Origin of the sequence: Paenibacillus lactis (assembly GCF_017873605.1) — a bacterium.
GTDB lineage: Bacteria > Bacillota > Bacilli > Paenibacillales > Paenibacillaceae > Paenibacillus_AQ > Paenibacillus_AQ lactis.
Genome location: NZ_JAGGKI010000006.1, coordinates 30,046 through 48,356, shown reverse-complemented (window position 1 = coordinate 48,356; position 18,311 = coordinate 30,046). Strand labels below are relative to the sequence as shown.

The following is an 18,311-nucleotide window of genomic DNA, read 5'->3' as shown; positions in this document are numbered from 1 at the left end:
CGGCTCAATGTGCAGACACTAAGATTTCATATCCAGCCTCCAGATCAGCTCTCCTGATACCGCATCGACATACTGCAGTGTGGCCGCCTTTTCTGTTCCGTCCAAGGAGTTGCTCCGCTTCACAGCAGGCTCATAGATCAGCCGATAGCGTCCCGAATTGTCATCTCCGTCTAAGTACCAACGCATCGACACCTCCAGCTGCTCCTCCACTTTCCGCGCTGCCTCTTCTTCACTGATCTTCGCGATAAAGTTGTTCTGAGCAAGCTCCCGAATCTTCTCCATGGACACGCCGCGATACATTAAAACTTCACCGGTGATGCTGCATATGCTGATCGTCACGCTCTCTAGGCGCACACGGTAGGGTCCGATAAACAACGGCAAATGGAAAAACTCCCGTTCCGGGTCCTTCTCTTCTTGCTGATCGAGCTCCAATTGCAAATAATTGATATACTCGGGAAAGCACTGATGAAGGAATTGCTGTGCTTTCTCCCAGCACTCCGCGCGGGTAAACGATGGTTTCTTCCTCTTCATGCGATCCGGTTTCACTCTAGTGTAATAACTAACGAGCTGGCCCGTGGATTTCTCGATTTGGAGCGTATGCGATGCTTTTAACCTGTTAAGGGCCTTCCCCCATCTTCTCGACATATATCCGTCCACGGAGAGCGGATCCTCTTGGGCGCCGCTAGTCCGCTCTTCCGCTGACTCCCGCTCAGTATAGAAGAGATACAATTGTTCACCGTCATCCTTGCGCTCCCCTAAAGCATATAACGAAGAATCAATTCCCAAGACGGTCTCCCAATAACGCAGGGATGCGTTCCAATCATTGAAATCCATGTTGTTTAACGAAACATTCCCACGATATCCCGCAGACTTGTCCGGTTTCATCGCATCATCCTGAACGTTAGGTCCGCTCCTGTTGAACTCGCTGATGGGGCGGGTCGGCGGATACAGAGCATGCAGAAGATCTTGCAAAGGCTCGCCGGACACCGCATCATACTTACGATGAATCGTAACCGGCTCATAAACGAGACGATGCTCCATCGTGTCCGCTGTCGTTTCATAATCGCCCGGATACAATGCAGCAATGACGGGAACCAAGCACAGCTCCTGTATCATTGTTCGTCTTGCCGTATCGGGGCTTATCCTCTCGGCAGGCCATTCCGGCAACCTCATCGCCGAGGACGCTTCCTTCCGGTAACGAACCACCCGCAAGTCCCGGTTTATACGCAGCGTACATCCGGTATCCGGCAATTCCAGTCCGCCCACTTCCATTCTGTATTCGACGGTGTACTCGTTATGGATATCGTCGATGCGGACCCGGGTGAACTGTTCACAGCCCGGCAGATGTTGCTTCACAAAAGCATTAGCTGCAGCTCTTACAGCCTTCGTAGAGACTTCGCTGACATCCGCCTCCTCCTTCTCGGTTCGGATATAGAGACTCATCAAATCTCCGGTTTCAAGAGATAGCGAGACTTCGATATTATTGTCTTCGCTGTGCGGATCCTCCCATATGTACGTACGCTCCCTCGGTGCTTCGCCCTTTGGTGTATTATCTGCCATGGCGAGCCGATAATGCTCGGGGATATTGACAACCGCCTTGGCTGAAGCCAGCAGTGTCGAGTCGTCAAGAGCCATGGTTAAGCCTCCCTTCGATTCCTTTTTTCCATGGGTCTTCATTTCCATCCTTCAAGAATAGTATATAATGAGAAATATCTTGGATCGATCAAGCTCAAAAATTAATAGAGATGCGGTGATACCTTGAACACAACAACGGAAACCCTCAGCGTTACAAAATATTTGGAACGAATCGGCTATTCCGGTCCGATCGTCGAGAGCGCCTACATGCTAGCCAGGCTGCAGGAGCAGCATGTGCATTCGGTTCCCTATGAGAACCTGGATATCCTGGCAAATATTCCGCTTTCCCTCGAGATCCCGGCGCTCTACGATAAAATCGTGAATCGGCGTCGCGGAGGATTTTGCTTCGAACTCAACGCACTATTCGGGTGGCTGCTGCAAGAGCTTGGGTTTGAAGTAACCCATTATTTCGGACGATTTTGGCAAGGCGAATCGCATACGCCTCCGAAAAGGCGGCATCAGGTTCTGCAGGTAACCATCGGGGAGCAGCGTTTTATCGCTGATGTAGGCGTAGGTGGAGCGGGTCCCCGCCAGCCGCTGGAGCTGGTTGACGGTCTCGAACAGGTGCAGGGCGACGAGACCTATCGCCTTCGGGCAAATACCGATTACGGCTGGATGCTGGAGCAGCAGAAGCATGGTGGCTGGGAGTCCGTCTTCTCCTTCACCGAAGAACCCAATCTGCCGCAAGACTTCATCACTACATCCTATTGGTGCGAGCATGCCCCCGATTCGCCGTTCAACAAATTCGCAAGAATCTCCATGCGGACAGCAGAAGGCCGAAACACCGTAGAAGGCGAGGAGTTCCGGATTTTTACGAGCGGCGGGGTCCACACCTTCAAGCCGAGGTCTGAACAGGAGTTTGAGGATGCGCTGTATACCTATTTTGGAATCAAGGTCCCTGAGCAATTAAAGCAATAAGCCTGCGTATGCGGTAAACTCCATGGTTCAAACTTAGAGTTTATAAACTGCGGCAAGCCACGATAAACCGGGTTCCCTTAGGGAGCCCGGTTATTATTGTTATTTAAGGCTGTTTAAAATCGCACATCAAACGATGAAAAAATAGGCTCGCATGGGAGCAGACGCTGCAATCGCAACGTTAATATTCGATTTTTCGTTCTGCAGAAGACCATGCTTGAAAAGGCAGCAAATAATCAGCCGGTTGAAGCAATCTCATCGGGATGGAACGCTGATCCATAGGCTTTTCGATTTCTTCGTAGATGAAATGATCGTCAAACCCGATATTGGCAGCGTCCTTCTTCGTGCTTGCATAATAAACCGCATCCGGTCTGGACCAATAAATAGCTCCAAGACACATCGGGCAAGGCTCGCAGCTGGTGTAGATCACGCATCCGGTCAGCTGGAAGCTCTGAAGATGATTACAGGCTTCGCGAATCGCCTGAACTTCAGCATGCGCCGTCGGATCGTTTAATGTTGTGACGAGATTTCGCCCTTTGCCAATCACCTTGCCATCCTTGACCACAATCGCTCCGAACGGGCCTCCTTCGGCTTGCTGCACGTTACGAAAGGCTTCGTCAATCGCCATCTTCATCCAATACTCATGGCCGTATAACATCATCTTAAAACCGCTCCCTTCTCGCTTCATGATTTCAACAAGTCTGTACCATTTTATTTTTCCAAGCATTCTTTCCACTGGACATATGCCACTCAAAATATCATATCACATCATATTCGAATCACCATAATATTTCCAGATCATGAGACAATCCATGCGGTTAGGGTCAGGGGTATGGCGAATTTTTTTCGGTTGACGATATGTATACATACGTATACAATCAAAATTAATAGTATACAAACGTATACATACAGCGATTTGATTGTAATACATTTGGATAGGATCATTCAGGAGGTGAGCGGAATGAGACACGAAGACCCCATCGACAAGATCCCGCATCGAGAAGATTTCGAAGCTAACCAACGACGCGGGGGACGGCATAATCGGCACCGTGATGACCGGAGCCACTCGGGCAGGGAGCACGGCAGGGCCCAGACCTTCCGTCGAGGACGCGCGCTGGCATTTCTGGACCAGTTATACGTGAAGCGGGACACGCTAAAGCGGCAGGTAAACGATCCCGATTTTGAAGCGATTCGTCAAGTCGTGAGCGGGGAATTAAAAGCGGTGGATCAGATCATTCAGGAGTATATCCAGGCTTTCGATCTTCAAGAGTCGCAAGGAGCGGAGGAATGAAGTTCAGCTGCGTGATGCAAGCCCTTTCTGTTCGTTAAGAATACCTGCATATTACATATGACTTGGGAGTGTGATTGGATTTGATACGAAGGTTTTTCTCTTATTATCGTCCCTATAAGGGCCTATTCATCCTTGATTTTACGTGCGCGGTTATCGCCGGATTGCTGGAGCTGGCTTTTCCGCTCGCCGTCAGCAAATTTATTGACGACCTGCTGCCCGGGCAGAACTGGCCCCTGATTCTGATCGCTTGTCTGGTGCTGCTGTCCATTTATGCGCTGAATACGGCGCTTCAATATATCGTGACCTATTGGGGGCATATGCTCGGCGTGAACATCGAAACCGATATGCGCGCTAAAATGTTCTCCCATATCCAGAAGCTGTCCTTCCGTTTCTTCGACAACAACAAGACCGGCCATCTAATGGGACGTGTGACGAATGACCTGAATGACATTGGCGAAGTTGCCCATCACGGACCGGAGGATGTATTCATCGCCGTCATGACGCTGCTCGGCTCGTTCTCTCTAATGGCTTACATCAATTTGGAGCTGGCGCTGATCACGTTCATCATCGTCCCGCTAATGGCTTGGCTCATCATTAAATTCGGGGGACGAATGACGACAACCTACCGTCAATTGTTCCGGGATGTAGGGAATTTCAATGCCCGTATCGAAGACAACGTTGGCGGCATCCGCGTCGTTCAGTCCTTTGCCAATGAGGAGCATGAGAAACGGCTGTTCGAGGTGGAGAACAAGCAGTTCCGTGCCACCAAGCTGCTTGCCTACAAAACGATGGCAAAGAGCACGTCCGTCAGTTACATGTTAATGCGGCTGATTACCGTGTTTGTCATGATTTGCGGTGCATGGTTCTTTATCCAAGGAAAAATCGAGATGGGCGAATTTATGGCGTTCCTCCTGCTCTCCAATATTTTTTTCCGGCCGATCGAGAAGATCAATGCCGTTATCGAGAGTTATCCGAAAGGGATTGCTGGCTTCAAACGGTATTTGGAGATTATGGATACCGAGCCGGAAATCGCGGATGCGCCTGATGCCATCTCCCTCAAGTCCGTGCGCGGAGATATCCGATTCGAGGGCGTCACCTTCGGCTATGAGCCGAACCGGCCGATACTAAACAACGTCAGCCTCTCCATCCGTGCGGGAGAAACGGTCGCTTTCGTCGGTCCATCCGGCGCAGGCAAGACGACCATATGCAGCCTATTGCCGCGCTTCTACGAAGTGGACCATGGCCGGATTACCGTCGACGGCATCGATATCCGGAACATTAAGCTGCACAGTCTTCGCAAACACATCGGCATCGTCCAGCAGGACGTGTTCCTCTTCTCAGGCTCGATCCGCGAAAATATCGCTTATGGCGATCTGTCCGCGACAGACGAGCAGATCTGGGAAGCCGCACGCCGGGCTTCGCTGGACGATCTGATCCGCAGCCTGCCGGAAGGCATGGACACGATTATCGGCGAACGGGGCGTGAAGCTGTCCGGCGGACAGAAGCAGCGCTTGTCGATTGCCAGAATGTTTTTGAAAAATCCTCCGATCCTCATCCTGGACGAAGCCACCTCCGCCCTGGACACGGAAACGGAAGCCCAAATCCAAAAGTCGCTTTCCGAATTGTCCGTCGGAAGAACGACGCTCGTTATCGCGCACCGGCTGACAACGATCCAAAACGCTGACCGCATCATTGTCGTTAATAAAGATGGAATTGCCGAACAAGGCACACATCAGGAATTGATTCGATCGGGCGGCGCGTACAGCAGGCTGCATCAATTAAACTAGTCCGGTACCCTGATTGCCGGCAAGATGAGGACGGATCTCGCTTGGAGCGTGGGATCCGTCCTCTTTTTGCGTTATTTTTCCGAAATCTACCCTATCTACCTATTTACTAAGGTCTGCACATCGATTATAAATGATAAAATGATATCAAACGCGTTTATCCGATAAGGGGGCTGCAGTTGCGATGAGACCGAAAATTGCAGTGATTATTGTGCACGGATTGGGTAAGCAGAAGAAAAACTATGCCGATAAGTTCAAGAAGCAAATAAGAGAGGCTTTTGCTAGAGCCTCCGGCCAATCCCCTGATCAGCTGGAGATCGAAGCCGTTCACTGGGCGGATGTATTTGCCGGCAGAGAAGCGGAATTGGAACAGAATATCATCACCCCCTACCGGCTGCGATACCGCCGCCTTCGACGGTATGTGCTTCATAACCTGGCCGATGCCGTTGCCTACCAGCCGGTCGACTCCGAATCCCAAAACTATGACGCCGTTCATATGACCATCAGCCAAGCGCTGCACAGATTAACCGCTTCAGCCGGACCGACCGCCCCGTTATGCGTAATTGCCCACAGCTTGGGCGCCGTTATCGCGAGCAATTTCTTCTATGACCTTCAGCACTCGTCCCGCGGGCATAAGCTTGTAATTGATCCCGCTTCTCCACTGGAAAGAGGGGACACCCTCTCCCTCTTCTATTCTCTTGGCACGACATTACCGCTTTGGAGCCTGCGATACGGTGATTTTGACCGTCCGATCCGCGTCCCCTCCGATCGGCTTAGGGACTATCACGGCAGCCTTGACGGCGAATGGGTCAACTTCTATGACAAGGATGATATCCTTGGGTATCCGCTTAAAGGCGTAGATCCCGCTTACCGGGATGCCGTACGCGAAGATGTCGCCGTTAATGTCGGCGTCTGGTGGAAGAGCTGGAACCCCCTGTGCCACAGCGGATACTTTGCAAGCCGCACCATTCATGAATACATCGCGGATAAGCTGACTTCGGTCATGCGCAGCATGGCACCTTATCCATCAGACTAATTCAACATTGGTTTGTGCTGGACCATCCATAATAAAATCCCCTTTCAAGCTAGAAACCGGATCATGATGTTTGACGCCGGCATCGCTAAAGGGGATTTTTCTTTTTGGGTAATTCCAGGGCCAAAGGGTGCTTGGAAACACTATCGGCCATGATCGGCCATCAAGTGCCGGTTTCTTCGCCATACCACAGCTGCCGGAAGCTTTCGCTCGAGCGCAGCAGCTCTTCGGCTGTTCCTTCCGCCTCGATCACTCCCCCGTTCAGGACGATAATATGATCTGCATGATTCAAGGCCGCCCTTCGATGAGATACAACAAGGCAGGTAGCTCCTCTGCGCTCGCGGAACAGTCGTTCCCACAGCTTGCGCTCCGTCTCGACATCCAGCGCACTGGATAGATCATCGAAGACATAGAGTTCTGCATCGCGGACAAGCATCCGCGCAGCAGCGGTACGCTGTGCCTGCCCGCCGGAAAGCTTTACGCCCCGAGGACCGACCATCGTCTCAAGTCCGTCCTGCAGGTGCTTAATATCCTCCTCCATCACCGCAGCATACAGTGCACGATCCAGACTTCCGGGCTTCTCCTCGATTCCAAGCAGGATATTGTTCCTCAGCTTATCGCTGTACAGCCTAGGAATTTGCGCCGTATAGGCACTTTGCGGCGGAATGAAGAAATCCGCAGGATTATCGATCCGCTCTCCATTCCAGCGGATATCGCCGGCTTCGGCCGGAAGCAGGCCGAGCAGCGTCCGAACGAGCGTGGTTTTGCCGCTACCGATCATACCGGTTACAACCGTAAATGACCCCCGGGTCAGATTAAGGCTGACGTTCTCGATGCCGCGGCCGGTCTCAGGATAACGGTAGGTCAGCCCTCTCGCTTCAAGCTGTTGAAGCGGCGGTGCATAGATCATCGGAGGCTTCGGGTTCAAGCTTGATTCGGTCTCTTCAACTTGTGGGGCGCCGCCTATGGCTCTTTCTTCGGTAAGAGACTGCTCTCCGTCAGGGGCCCCTGCTCGTCTGCGCTCGGGCTGATGCTTGGTCTTGGTCCGACCAATGCCGATATAATTGGCTGCTGTCAGCAAGGTCGCGGGGGCGCCTTGAAGCATCGATACCATTCGCTTGAAGCTGACCCCCATCTGCTTGTAGTAGGTCATAAAGTTGCCGACATTAGAGATGAGCTGAGTGACAAACGTTAAATAATAGACGAATAAGGACAAGTCCCCTACGGTAAATTCGCCGTTGCGCATTTTATAGCTGGCCAGCACAAGAATCAGGCCGGTTCCCAAATTAACGGAATTGGTGAAGACGGAAGACAGTGCCTCTGTCAGCAGCTTATCCTTGACCATCGATTGGCGGCGATTCTCGCTGAGTCTTACAAAACGGTCAACGACGCGCTTCTCCGCCCCTGCCACCTGGATCGCTTGAACGTTCGCGAACATTTCGCTGATGGCGCCGGTAACTTTGGCTGTCGACTCGCGGCTGGCCGCCCTGTATTTCTGGATCCTTGCCGTTGCAATCTGAGCAGCCGTTACGACCAGAATTAAGGGAACGAACACCAATACGGTGAGCTGAAGATCGATCGAGATCAATATCCAGCTGGCGACAATGACAAAGCCGATCAGCCCTAATGTATCAACGGACCAGCTCGTTGCCTCTTCCGCCTGATCAACATCGTCACGGAAATTGCTTATCGCTTCGCCCGGCGAGCAAGGAATCGCCCGTGCGCCCGGCTCCTTCAGCACATGAGCGAGCATATTGCGCCGGATCAAGGTGGCGATCCGGAACCGAAAATGAACGTCAGTCATGAAGCCGCCGAAGATTAGCGCGATCCTCGCCAGCGCCGCTCCTATCAGGAGCACCGCGATGGCCCAGACGCCATACGGAAATTCGTACGTGCCTTCCAAATGATCGAAGAAGGCTTTCGTTAGCAGCCCCGGGAGGAGCGGAGCCATATGGATCAGCGACCATGCAAGTAAATTCAGCAGGTATAAACCCGGACGGTAAAGCAACAGCCGCCAGAAAAAATGCCTCGTTTTCATACCAGTACCTCCTCCGCGCCCACCGCAAGCATTCGGCTGAATCGCGATGTCGGATTCGCGGCAAGCTCTGCCCTTGCCCCGCACTCGATCGTCCGCCCGTTCTCAAGGATGAGAATTCGGTCCGCCCGCTGCACGGTGGCCAGGCGGTGAGCAATGATAATGCAAGTCTTCTCCCGTAGAAGCTTCGTGATTGCCGCCTCGATCCGATGCTCCGTCAACGGGTCAAGCCGAGAAGAAGCTTCGTCAAGAATAACGAGGCCCGGATCGGTCAGGAACACGCGGGCGAACGCCAGCAGCTGGGCTTCGCCCGCGGACAAGCTGCCTCCCCCGGACGCCAGGCTCGTATTAAGCCCTTCCGGTAAGGATGCAAGCCACGCCCCCAGTCCGAGCTCTTCCAACACTGAATGAATGCGCTGATCGGGAATCCGATCATCGAACAGCGTTAAATTATCGCGGACCGTTCCTTCAAGGATCTCGATATTTTGCGTCACCATCGCGACTTTCCGCCTCAGCTCTTGCAGCTTGCAGGCGCGAATGTCCGTTCCCGCCAGCTCGATGCTTCCCTGCTGCGGATCGTAGAACCGGAGCAGCAGCCGGGCGATCGTGGTTTTACCGCTGCCGGTCCGCCCCAGTAATCCAAGCGTTTGCCCCGGCTCCAGTCGCAGGTTCAGCCTTTCGAGCGTAGGCGGGCCATCCGCTTCGTATGAAAACGTCAAATCACGGAATTCAACCGACAACGGACCGGCAGGCAGCGGCGCTCCCGGACCGTCCTTGATAAGCGGCTCCGTCGCCAGCAGCTCCCGTACCCGCATGAGGCTGGCGTCTGCCTTTTGAAGGTCCTCGAGCTGGGTCCGGATTTTCTCGATCGGCTTCGCCAGCAGCTCCGTATAGTAGAACACCAGGTAGATGGAACCGATGGTCAGCCCTCCTTGCCCGTTTTTCCATAGCAAGGCGCAGACGATAAAGGCAGCCGCATTGCCGAGCGCAAACACGAGAATCGTTGTACTCCACATCAGAAAAAATCCGATGAAAGCCCTCACCCGGACCGGCAGCATCCTCCTCGCCAGTTCGAAAAAGCGGTTCATGACATAATCCGCCGCCCCGTTGGCCCGGGTATCCTCCGTTCCTTCAAGATGCTCCCCGATGAAGCCGTAGAAATCCGCATTCAGCTCCCGCCAGCGTTTCCAGACAGGTATGGCAAACCTGCGTATGTATTGGATGACATAAATACTGCCGATAACAAACGCTGTCATGACCAGGCCGATCCAGAAGCTCTCCCGGAACAAGAGAACCAGGATGCCGATCATTAACAGCAGGTTGCCGAACAGGTGGATGATAAAGCTGGAGAAAAAATTGGCGAGCGCATTGACATCGCCGTCCACCCGTTCGATCAGCGAGCCGGACGTCTGCGTCTTATGGAAGCTCATGTCCAGCGACAAGCAGTGCTCCGCCAGCTCGGCACGCAGCTTGTTGGTGGTCGTCCAGCCCAAATTCTCGCTGAAATAAGCGGCTGCAACCGATACGCCCTGCTGCAGGAGTGAAAAGCCAATAAAAAAGCCTGCAGCGTAATACAATGCCGTCAGGCTTCCTTCGCCTTGAGCCGTATCAATAAAATAGCGGATGATCTGCGGGTTGATCAGCTGCAGTCCGATCGACAGTACCAGCAGCACGGCAAGGCTCGCAAGCATTTTTTTATGAGGCAGCACATACCTGACCAGCATTTCCTTGTACATCCCGAGACTTGTCGTCCTTCGCTTCGCCCGGAATAACCGGTCCGTTCGCATATGTTCCAATCTCCTTTCCCTTGTTGGATCTTTGAAGCCCCGGATCACCTAGTTCTCCTTGTTAAACCGTAATAACAGCAGCCGCTGACGATTCATATCACCGTTAACTCAGTGTCACTAAGCAATGATATGATAATAATAATGGCTTAGGGAAAATATTACAAGAACATAAGTTCCTGTTCGGTGACGAAATTGACGAGAGAGGAATTTGCAAATTACAGTCGAAAATTATGTGATGGCTTATACCATGATCAAGAGAAGGGGATCCCTTTATGCAAGGATATAATGTGCTTATGATTTTTAGTCCGGATATGAACCGATTGCTCATGTGCAAACGACGTAAGGACCCGTACAAAGGGCTGAGCAGTTTCGTCGGCGGCAAAATCGAGCGTGGCGAGTCGGGATTGGAAGCGGCTTATAGGGAGTTGGCGGAGGAAACCGGCATCGTGCAAGATAATGTGGTGCTGCAGCATGTTATGGACTTTACATATTATTGGCAGAATTGCTATGTTGAAGTTTATGCAGGCAGATTAAAGAACGATGTTAACCTGCAAGGAGACGAACACGAACTATACTGGTCCGATATGGAGCAGAACTTCTTCGATATGTCCCTGTTTGCAGGGGAAGGAAATATCGGCCACATGGTTGAGCAGGTCAAGATGAACAGAAACAGACTTTGGGAAGATTGATCCCGGGGCTTGCCGGTATGACTTGGAGGAAATGCTTAAAGGCCGCCTTCTAGGAAGGCGGCATAAGTATAAGTGTTCATTAAATCGAAAGCAGACCGCTTTCTCTTTCCTGTATGGGGTATTACGTATCGGAGACCATCGTCAGCACCTGGGCAAGCAGTTTATCGGTATTGCCTGGGTCGTTCCCGGTAATGCCGCGTTGGGCTTTATTGGCGGCATCCGCATGATGGACAGACTTGGCGGGAGTGGTATTGCCGGATGTCCCGGTACCGCTGCTTAGTCCGTTTCCGTATCCGTTTGCCCGGCTTTCCTGAACGACTTGCAAGGTATACCCGGAGGCTCCGCTGCGTGCAGAATCCAAGGCGTTTGCTTGTCCGCCTAATGCGTTTTGACTTCCTGCGAGCATGATCATCAGCAGCGTGCTGCCAAGACCGATCGACCATAAGTTCATGTTGTTTGTTTTATTCATTAGTGCTGCTCCTTTCATCACCTATCGTGACATCATTAGTCTAAACGGCCAACCTTAGTGAGAAATGAAGACAACCTTAATTTCCATTTCATATTCATCACTGTTCACAATTGGTTTACATAATATTATTTATGTAGTGTTCATTCAACATGCTATTCCCAAACTTGATCAAGCTTATCCGCATAAAACGAAATCGCCCGTCGATAAGACACAATCCCCTCATCATGACTCGTCTCGGCAAGCTCCGTCAGCAGCAGTTCCATCGCATGCTGATAGCTTCCTAAATTGTATAATGTCATCGCGTAAAATACGTTGAATTCCCTGGCTTCGGGGTATTCCTTCTTCGCAAGCTCAAGGACTTCTTTGGACTTGCCATACCGGCCCAGCGTCCGATACGTGGAGCCCAAGCCGAGCAGCGCTCCGCGCCGGTCCGCCCCCGCCAGCCCGGAGGAAATCGCCTTCTCGTAATAAGGGACGGCGGCGCCTTCGAGCCCGAGCATGTCATGGACCCATGCCAGCTGATAATTCAGATCGGGATCATCCGGCGTTTGGCCGTGAAGCGTCAACAACATTTCCTTCGCTTGCTCCGGCTTCCCTTCTTCTCTTAGCTTGATCGCATCCTGCAGCGTTTCCATCCATTTCACCTCTGATTCTGCGCATTTCATTCGCTTCCTCATCTTACCAATCGGTCATTCCCCATGTCAAAGCAAAACCACCCATGATCTCAAGCCTATGTTTAAAAATCGGGTGGCGCTCTAATTAACTTATTCTCGCATAACCTCTACCCTCTCGATCTCAAGGCTGCTCAAATCGTGGATCTGTTCCTTCATGGCGCGAAGAAGGCTTAATCGTCCGGGAACTGAACGAACACGTCCCATCCATAAAAAACAGAGGTCTACTGAACTGTAAACCTCTGTTTTTTTGCTTCGATGATTTAGTCACGAGCCATTAGTTCATTTCGTTCCAGAAAGCAATATCTTCAAGCGGAAGCCGGACGGTCGGACGAGCCGGCGACGCCGCTTTACCGATCGCGATTAACATAACGCTCCGGTACTGGGAAGGAATTTGGAATGCCTCGACAAATTTTTCTTTGTCATAACCGCCCATCGGCACCGTATCATAACCTCTCGCGCGGGCAACCAGCATGAGCTGCATGGAGATGAGGCCGGCATCGACATCCACAATGCTTTCTTTAACATCCTTATCCATGCCGGCATAAATGTTTTCCGCCGTGTAAATAAAACGCTGCTTGACCTCTTCGGTCATATACCCCGCTTCTTGGGACATCGTATAAATTTTTTCACCCTTCTCATACCATTTCATGTCCCCGAGCACGGCAATGACTGCAGATGCCTGAAGCACATGCGCCTGGTTGTTAGCGATCGGATGCAGCTTCTCCAGCAGCTCCGGCTTATCGATGACGAGGAAGCGCCATGGCTGAAGGTTGCTCGATGACGGTGCCAGCGATGCTTCCTTCAGAATTTCTTCCATTTCTTCTCTTGGGATCTTTACGGTTGGGTCGTAGGCACGAACCGAGTGACGTTCTGCAACAACCGTGTGAAAATCAGGCTTCGTTAGAGTTGACATGGTATTCCCTCCATTTTATATTGTGCAAATTAATGCACAGTTTATACCGCAAGTAAACTGTGATGATTTATGCACAGCATAATTCAGCGATCAATTAATTGTCAACTATTACTTGTGAATGAAAATCATACCGACCGCTCGACGATATCTGCGATCGTGCGGGATCTCAGCACACTCAGCGTGTTCTCTTCAATCTCGGACAGAATATCGGAGAAGGATTCTTTGATCTGATCGGCAAAACAATGCCCTGCCGTTGCGTCCAGCATGCTGTCGCTCAGCGAGCTGTGGACCTGAAGGGCCGTATATACTTCGGCCAGCGTAATCTGCTGGGCGTCCTTCTTCAGCCTATAGCCGCCGTCTCGTCCTTCTCGTGATTCGATCAAATTTTCTTGGGCGAGCGTCTTCAGGATGCGTCTGATTAGCGTGGACTCCAAGTGCAGATAAGATGCAAGGTCGCCGCTCGAGCATTTGCCCGAATGGCGCTCAAGCGCTACCAGAGCCTGTACGGCGAGACTAAAGGTTTTATACGTGGACGGGCAGGCCATTGGCGCTTTTTTGTCCGCTGCTTTTTGTATACTCATGATCCTACCCCTTTCTAGTGCTTTCTCCATATTGTATCGTAATGCCGACAACCCTTCAAGCTGAATAGGCGGGAGCTTCATACGCTCTCGCCCTGATCCATGGCTTGCGTTTCGAACAAATTGGCTTCCCGGTAATTCACGTCCATTCTGAAGTGGCTTGCCAGCGTCCGGTCGATTTCCCCCTCCTCGAACTGCCTTTGAATCTCATTTCGCTCCGCCTGGATGGCCTTCAGCTCCAGCTCTCTTCGCTCATTATTCATCTTGCGCACCGTACGGCTCCACATCCGGTCATTGCACAGGTAGAGCTCCATCGCCCGGTAATCCGCCACGACTGCCTGTAATGCTGCCGGTCTTTCTGTTCGTTCCATGCTTTCGAGCTCATCTATAGCCGCATGGATGGCTGCGAGCTTGAGCGCCTTATACTCATCCCAATCCGGATGATCAGGCGACATGGCAGGATGCTTCGGCCGCTCCCCTCCTTTTAAGAGACGCATGACCTGCCTCCACAGTGATTTTATGGTTAAACGGGGCCTGTAACGGCTCGTAAGAAGCAGCTCGACTTTGTTCAAGGAGGCGATAAATTTCTCAGCAACCCTAGGAGCAATCCGCTTTTCCCCCAACCATTGTTCAGCAACGGCGCGCTCGGCCTCCAGTCCCATTTTTCTTATTGCGATCGTAGCTTTCCAGGCACCTTGGATGTCGCCCGTTCCAGCTAATCTCGTATGCTGAAGCTTCCGGGTGTAGACGAGCATTAATTGAAGGGCTTCCTCCTTATTTTCGTCATTCATCTCTTCACGCACCGTCTGCAAGCCTGCTTCCAGGACCCGGATTCTCGCTTCCCGATCATGGGTTTCCTGCCCGGCGGTCGCCTTGTTCTTCTCCCGCGTAAGCAAAGGAAGCAGGCTGCTGGCAAGGATAAGGGTCATTAAAATAACACCTGCGCAAATAAACAGAATGAGCGCCCGCTCAGGGAACGGACTCCCATCCGCAAGCGTTAACGGGATCGAAAAGGCGGCGGCGAGCGTCAAAGCCCCTCTTACCCCGGACAGTGCGGTCAGCACTGCCGATTTGATATTCCGGTTCGTAGAAAGCCATACCCAAACAAGCCGAAGCAGAATAAGGACGGCTGTAATTAAAACGATATACCCGATAACCTGGCCGTTATTGTAAGCGGGATCACTCCAAATCTGATTAATGACCCCAGGAATTTCATGTCCGAGCAGCAAAAAGACAAGGCCGTTTAGCGTATACAAAATGACGGACCAGGTGCTATCCGATACGACACGGAGCCTCATGGAGGCGGACCGCATCCGGTCTCTCTCCACCGCATGGGTAACCCCTGCCGCAACGACCGCCAGAATGCCGGATAGATGAAGTTCCTCGGCGATCAAATAGATGATGAACGGCGTCAAGATGATAACAAGCATATGCAGCGTTACGTCTTCCATCCCGAGTCTTCTCAGCAGCATCCTGAACCAAATGACGGCCAAACCAAGCGCCGCCCCGACCGCCAAACCACCGACCGCAATGACGAAGAAGCTTAAGGCGGCCTTCGGCAGCGAGAAGTAGCCGGTCACCGTTGCCGCAATTGCAAAATTGAAGGCAACAAGCCCGGAGGCATCGTTCATCAAAGCTTCGCCTTCCAGCAAATGCATGATTTTGGGGGGAAGCTTGGCCCTTCCCGATAATGAGCTGACGGCTACGGCATCCGTGGGTGAAAGAATCGCCGCAAGCGCGAAAGCAGCCGATATTGGAATAGTTGGTATCAGCCAATGGATGAACGGGCCGGCAATAAGAACCGTGGCAAAGACCAAGCCGAGCGCAAGCAGCAATATATAAGAGCGGAGCTTCCAGAGTTCCTTGCGAGGCGTTCGCTTCCCGTCGTTAAATAGCAGCGGGGCGATGAAGAGAACCATGAACAATTCGGGATTCAGCGGGACATGGTGAAATGACCGAACGAATGCTGCGGCAATCCCAAGGGCGATCTGGATCAGAGGCACGGGGACAAATGGGACAAACCGGTGGATCATGTTAGAAATGCCGATAAGCACGAGAAACATTAAAATCATCAGAAAAATTTCCATTATCTATCTGCCTCCATCCCAAACAGTACGATCTTTCTCAGGAGCACAACGCTGCTCGTTTACTGCCGCGCCTAGCCACGGAATAGGTTGTGTAGAATAATGGAAATTTATGAATCCGGTCTTTCTATTCTTTAAATTCGATCGGAGAGGATAATACGGTCATCGTTGAAGTGTGTCCATAAGCGCTGCATGTCATAATGAACGCTTCAAGGGATTGCATGGATTCCGTCATGATCTTCATGAGATAGTTATATTGCCCGCTCACCTGATACAGCTCAACAACCTCGTCTGCCTGCCTGCAAAATTCCAGCAGCTTATCGCATGAACCGGCTTGTATGAGAATAAACGCCGTAACGCCCTTTCCCATCTTATCGTGCGCAAGAATCGTCCGATATGCCTTTATGATGCCTTTCTCTTCCATTCTTCGTACCCGTTCCGTCACCGCCGGCTGGGTCATATTGATATGCCGTCCCAATTCGGAATACGACATTCTCGCATTGTTCGCCAGCAATTTTAATATGTTGTGGTCAATCTGATCCATCATCTCGCTCCTTTGCCAGTTGATTAGAATTTCAAATCAGTGGATGCGAATCAACTTTAATTTTCTAACCATTCCACTCCGGATGCCTTGAATTCCTTATGTAAATATATTCGCTTTAAACGTACAATGAATCCACAAGAACATTATTCAATCCATATCCATACTTAAGGAGGAATACGAATATGAGTACAAATGTACATGATCCCATACAGATTGGAAGCTTAACGCTAAGGAATCGAATCATCATGGCGCCGATGCAGCAAAACCAAGGCACCACTGAAGCCTATGCGACCGATTATCACGTAAAACACTACGCTGCCCGCGCCGAGGATGTCAGCCTCGTCATCATCGAGTCGACCGGCGTATCGCCGAACGGCCGTCTTTTTCCTGACGATATCGGCATCTTCACTGACCGGCACGTTGACCCCCTTCGGCGGATCGTGAACGCGGTTCACCAGAAAGGCACCCCCGTCTTTATTCAATTAACGCATGGCGGCCGGAAGTCCTGGCCATCTCTAACGAATAAGCTGATGGGGCCAAGCGCTATCGCCTATGACGATGAATATGGCATCCCCTTGGCGATGAGCTTGGACGATATTAGGACGGAAATCGAGCGATACCGGCTGGCAGCCCGAAGAAGCTTGGAGGCCGGTTTTGACGGAATCGAGCTTCATGCCGCCCATGGACACCTCCTGCATCAATTCCTTTCCCCGTTATCGAACATGAGAGAGGATCATTACGGAGGCAGTCTGGAGAACAGGCTTCGCCTAATTATCGAGGTGCTGGAGGCGATCCGCGCCGAAGTAGGGTCCGAGTATCCGGTGCAGCTGCGAGTATCCGCATCCGATTTTGCGGAAGGTGGACTCACGCCGGTTGAAGTGGCGACGGCATTGACGTACCTGGAATCCAAAATAGATGCCGTGCATGTTTCCTCGGGAGGGCTGGTGCCGAACGCTCCATTAGCGACGCCGGAAGGTTACCAATTGCCATATGCATCGGTGATTAAGCAGTATGTAAACGTTCCAGTGATTGCAGTCGGGAATATTCGCACGCAAGCTTTCGCCAATTTCATTCTAGTAGATCAATTAGCGGATGTAATCGCTGTCGGGAGGCCGTTAATGGAAGATACCCGTTTTGTTGAGAAAATGCTTGTTCATTCTTAATTGCATATCGATAACAGCACAGGGAACGGCTTTTGAAATCCTGCGATTTCAGCCGCTCCCTGCTTCGCTATATATTGAAAGATTCATACATTTAAAACATGACATCCAGCGTGCTCTCGACGATTTGAAGGGCACGGTCGCGATTCAAGGTGGCGGAGTTAAGGACCCGAAGACCGTAATAGCTGCTTAGAAAAAGCTGTGCCAGCTGAAATGCCGAATGCTTGTGGCTGATTTCACCGGACTGAATGCCATCCTCAATGGCTGCGATGATGTGCTCCTCAAGCGTCTGGAGATATTCGCCGAAGGTCCGCTCGACCATCGGATCCCGGCCGGCCCGCTCCATGCTGACATTGACAGCCAGGCATCCCCGGTGATTCGGATCCGCAAAGTCCATATCGATCGCCCATATGAACAGCGCCCGCAGCCGCTCCTTCACCGGAATGGGACGGCCAAGGATCTCGATGGAGCGATCCAGACCGATTTGACTGTATCGCCGAAGCACCTGCTCGAACAGCTCGTGCTTGCTGCCGAAAGCATTGTAGAGGCTTCCCTTGCCCAGCCCCGTCCGCTCGCACAGCTCTTGGGTGGAGCTCGCTTCGTACCCTTTTTCCCAAAATACCTCCATCGCCGCATCAATCACCGCTTCATCCTTGAATTCGCGGGGTCTTCCGTTCGTGCTCATAACACTCATCCCTCTATAATGAAATCGTTTTGTTG

Annotated in this window: 17 protein-coding genes; 6 read left to right on the top strand and 11 right to left on the bottom strand. The window is 51.8% G+C overall.

Annotation, left to right across the window (positions count from 1 at the left end):
* Positions 1 to 18: 18 nt before the first annotated feature.
* A complete protein-coding gene (locus J2Z18_RS13120; RefSeq protein WP_007130080.1) occupies positions 19 to 1,635 on the bottom strand; it encodes a YcdB/YcdC domain-containing protein in 1,617 nt (538 codons plus the stop codon).
* A 123-nt stretch (positions 1,636 to 1,758) separates the two neighbouring features.
* Here J2Z18_RS13120 and J2Z18_RS13115 point away from each other — a divergent pair, with 123 nt between their 5' ends.
* Positions 1,759 to 2,553 carry an arylamine N-acetyltransferase family protein gene (locus J2Z18_RS13115; protein ID WP_007130081.1) on the top strand — a complete coding sequence of 265 codons (795 nt, stop codon included), beginning with the start codon at positions 1,759 to 1,761 and terminating at the stop codon, positions 2,551 to 2,553.
* A 178-nt stretch (positions 2,554 to 2,731) separates the two neighbouring features.
* Here J2Z18_RS13115 and J2Z18_RS13110 read toward each other — a convergent pair whose 3' ends face one another.
* Entirely contained in the window at positions 2,732 to 3,211 is a 480-nt protein-coding gene (locus J2Z18_RS13110; RefSeq protein ID WP_007130082.1) for a nucleoside deaminase, read from the bottom strand.
* A gap of 300 nt (positions 3,212 to 3,511) precedes the next feature.
* Here J2Z18_RS13110 and J2Z18_RS13105 point away from each other — a divergent pair, with 300 nt between their 5' ends.
* The 3 genes from J2Z18_RS13105 (at position 3,512) to J2Z18_RS13095 (ending at position 6,661) form a co-directional block, all read left to right on the top strand.
* Complete coding sequence (locus tag J2Z18_RS13105) at positions 3,512 to 3,841, top strand: hypothetical protein (protein WP_007130083.1); 330 nt, start codon at positions 3,512 to 3,514, stop codon at positions 3,839 to 3,841.
* Positions 3,842 to 3,921: 80 nt separating this feature from the next.
* Positions 3,922 to 5,628 (top strand): ABC transporter ATP-binding protein, encoded by a 1,707-nt coding sequence (locus J2Z18_RS13100; RefSeq protein WP_040738666.1) that lies wholly within the window; start codon positions 3,922 to 3,924, stop codon positions 5,626 to 5,628.
* A gap of 181 nt (positions 5,629 to 5,809) precedes the next feature.
* Positions 5,810 to 6,661 (top strand): hypothetical protein, encoded by an 852-nt coding sequence (locus J2Z18_RS13095; RefSeq protein WP_007130085.1) that lies wholly within the window; start codon positions 5,810 to 5,812, stop codon positions 6,659 to 6,661.
* Positions 6,662 to 6,821: 160 nt separating this feature from the next.
* On the opposite strand, the gene J2Z18_RS13090 is transcribed toward J2Z18_RS13095, so the two are convergent.
* Positions 6,822 to 8,696 (bottom strand): ABC transporter ATP-binding protein, encoded by a 1,875-nt coding sequence (locus J2Z18_RS13090; protein WP_007130086.1) that lies wholly within the window; start codon positions 8,694 to 8,696, stop codon positions 6,822 to 6,824.
* Complete coding sequence (locus tag J2Z18_RS13085; protein ID WP_007130087.1) at positions 8,693 to 10,480, bottom strand: ABC transporter ATP-binding protein; 1,788 nt, start codon at positions 10,478 to 10,480, stop codon at positions 8,693 to 8,695. Before J2Z18_RS13085 ends, J2Z18_RS13090 begins: the two co-directional genes overlap by 4 nt.
* A 272-nt stretch (positions 10,481 to 10,752) precedes the next feature.
* On the opposite strand from J2Z18_RS13085, the gene J2Z18_RS13080 reads away from it, so the two are divergent.
* Complete coding sequence (locus J2Z18_RS13080; RefSeq protein ID WP_007130088.1) at positions 10,753 to 11,169, top strand: NUDIX hydrolase; 417 nt, start codon at positions 10,753 to 10,755, stop codon at positions 11,167 to 11,169.
* A gap of 121 nt (positions 11,170 to 11,290) precedes the next feature.
* Here the strand turns inward: J2Z18_RS13080 and J2Z18_RS13075 are convergent, their stop codons facing one another.
* The 6 genes from J2Z18_RS13075 to J2Z18_RS13050 all read right to left on the bottom strand — a co-directional run bounded on the left by J2Z18_RS13075 (position 11,291) and on the right by J2Z18_RS13050 (position 16,434).
* A complete protein-coding gene (locus J2Z18_RS13075) occupies positions 11,291 to 11,638 on the bottom strand; it encodes a hypothetical protein (RefSeq protein ID WP_007130089.1) in 348 nt (115 codons plus the stop codon).
* Positions 11,639 to 11,790: 152 nt separating this feature from the next.
* Complete coding sequence (locus J2Z18_RS13070; RefSeq protein ID WP_028407279.1) at positions 11,791 to 12,273, bottom strand: tetratricopeptide repeat protein; 483 nt, start codon at positions 12,271 to 12,273, stop codon at positions 11,791 to 11,793.
* A gap of 313 nt (positions 12,274 to 12,586) precedes the next feature.
* A complete protein-coding gene (locus J2Z18_RS13065) occupies positions 12,587 to 13,225 on the bottom strand; it encodes a nitroreductase family protein (protein WP_007130091.1) in 639 nt (212 codons plus the stop codon).
* Between the two features lie 125 nt (positions 13,226 to 13,350).
* The gene (locus J2Z18_RS13060; protein WP_028407278.1) at positions 13,351 to 13,806 is read right to left on the bottom strand and encodes an RrF2 family transcriptional regulator; all 456 of its coding nucleotides are present in this window, start codon (positions 13,804 to 13,806) and stop codon (positions 13,351 to 13,353) included.
* Positions 13,807 to 13,883: 77 nt separating this feature from the next.
* Entirely contained in the window at positions 13,884 to 15,890 is a 2,007-nt protein-coding gene (locus J2Z18_RS13055; protein ID WP_007130093.1) for a Na+/H+ antiporter, read from the bottom strand.
* Between the two features lie 124 nt (positions 15,891 to 16,014).
* Entirely contained in the window at positions 16,015 to 16,434 is a 420-nt protein-coding gene (locus J2Z18_RS13050) for an Lrp/AsnC family transcriptional regulator (protein WP_306437002.1), read from the bottom strand.
* Positions 16,435 to 16,613: 179 nt separating this feature from the next.
* Here J2Z18_RS13050 and J2Z18_RS13045 point away from each other — a divergent pair, with 179 nt between their 5' ends.
* Entirely contained in the window at positions 16,614 to 17,594 is a 981-nt protein-coding gene (locus J2Z18_RS13045) for an oxidoreductase (RefSeq protein ID WP_007130095.1), read from the top strand.
* A gap of 91 nt (positions 17,595 to 17,685) precedes the next feature.
* On the opposite strand, the gene J2Z18_RS13040 is transcribed toward J2Z18_RS13045, so the two are convergent.
* On the bottom strand, positions 17,686 to 18,276 hold the full coding sequence (locus tag J2Z18_RS13040; RefSeq protein ID WP_007130096.1) for a TetR/AcrR family transcriptional regulator: 591 nt from the start codon (positions 18,274 to 18,276) through the stop codon (positions 17,686 to 17,688).
* Positions 18,277 to 18,311: the final 35 nt, after the last annotated feature.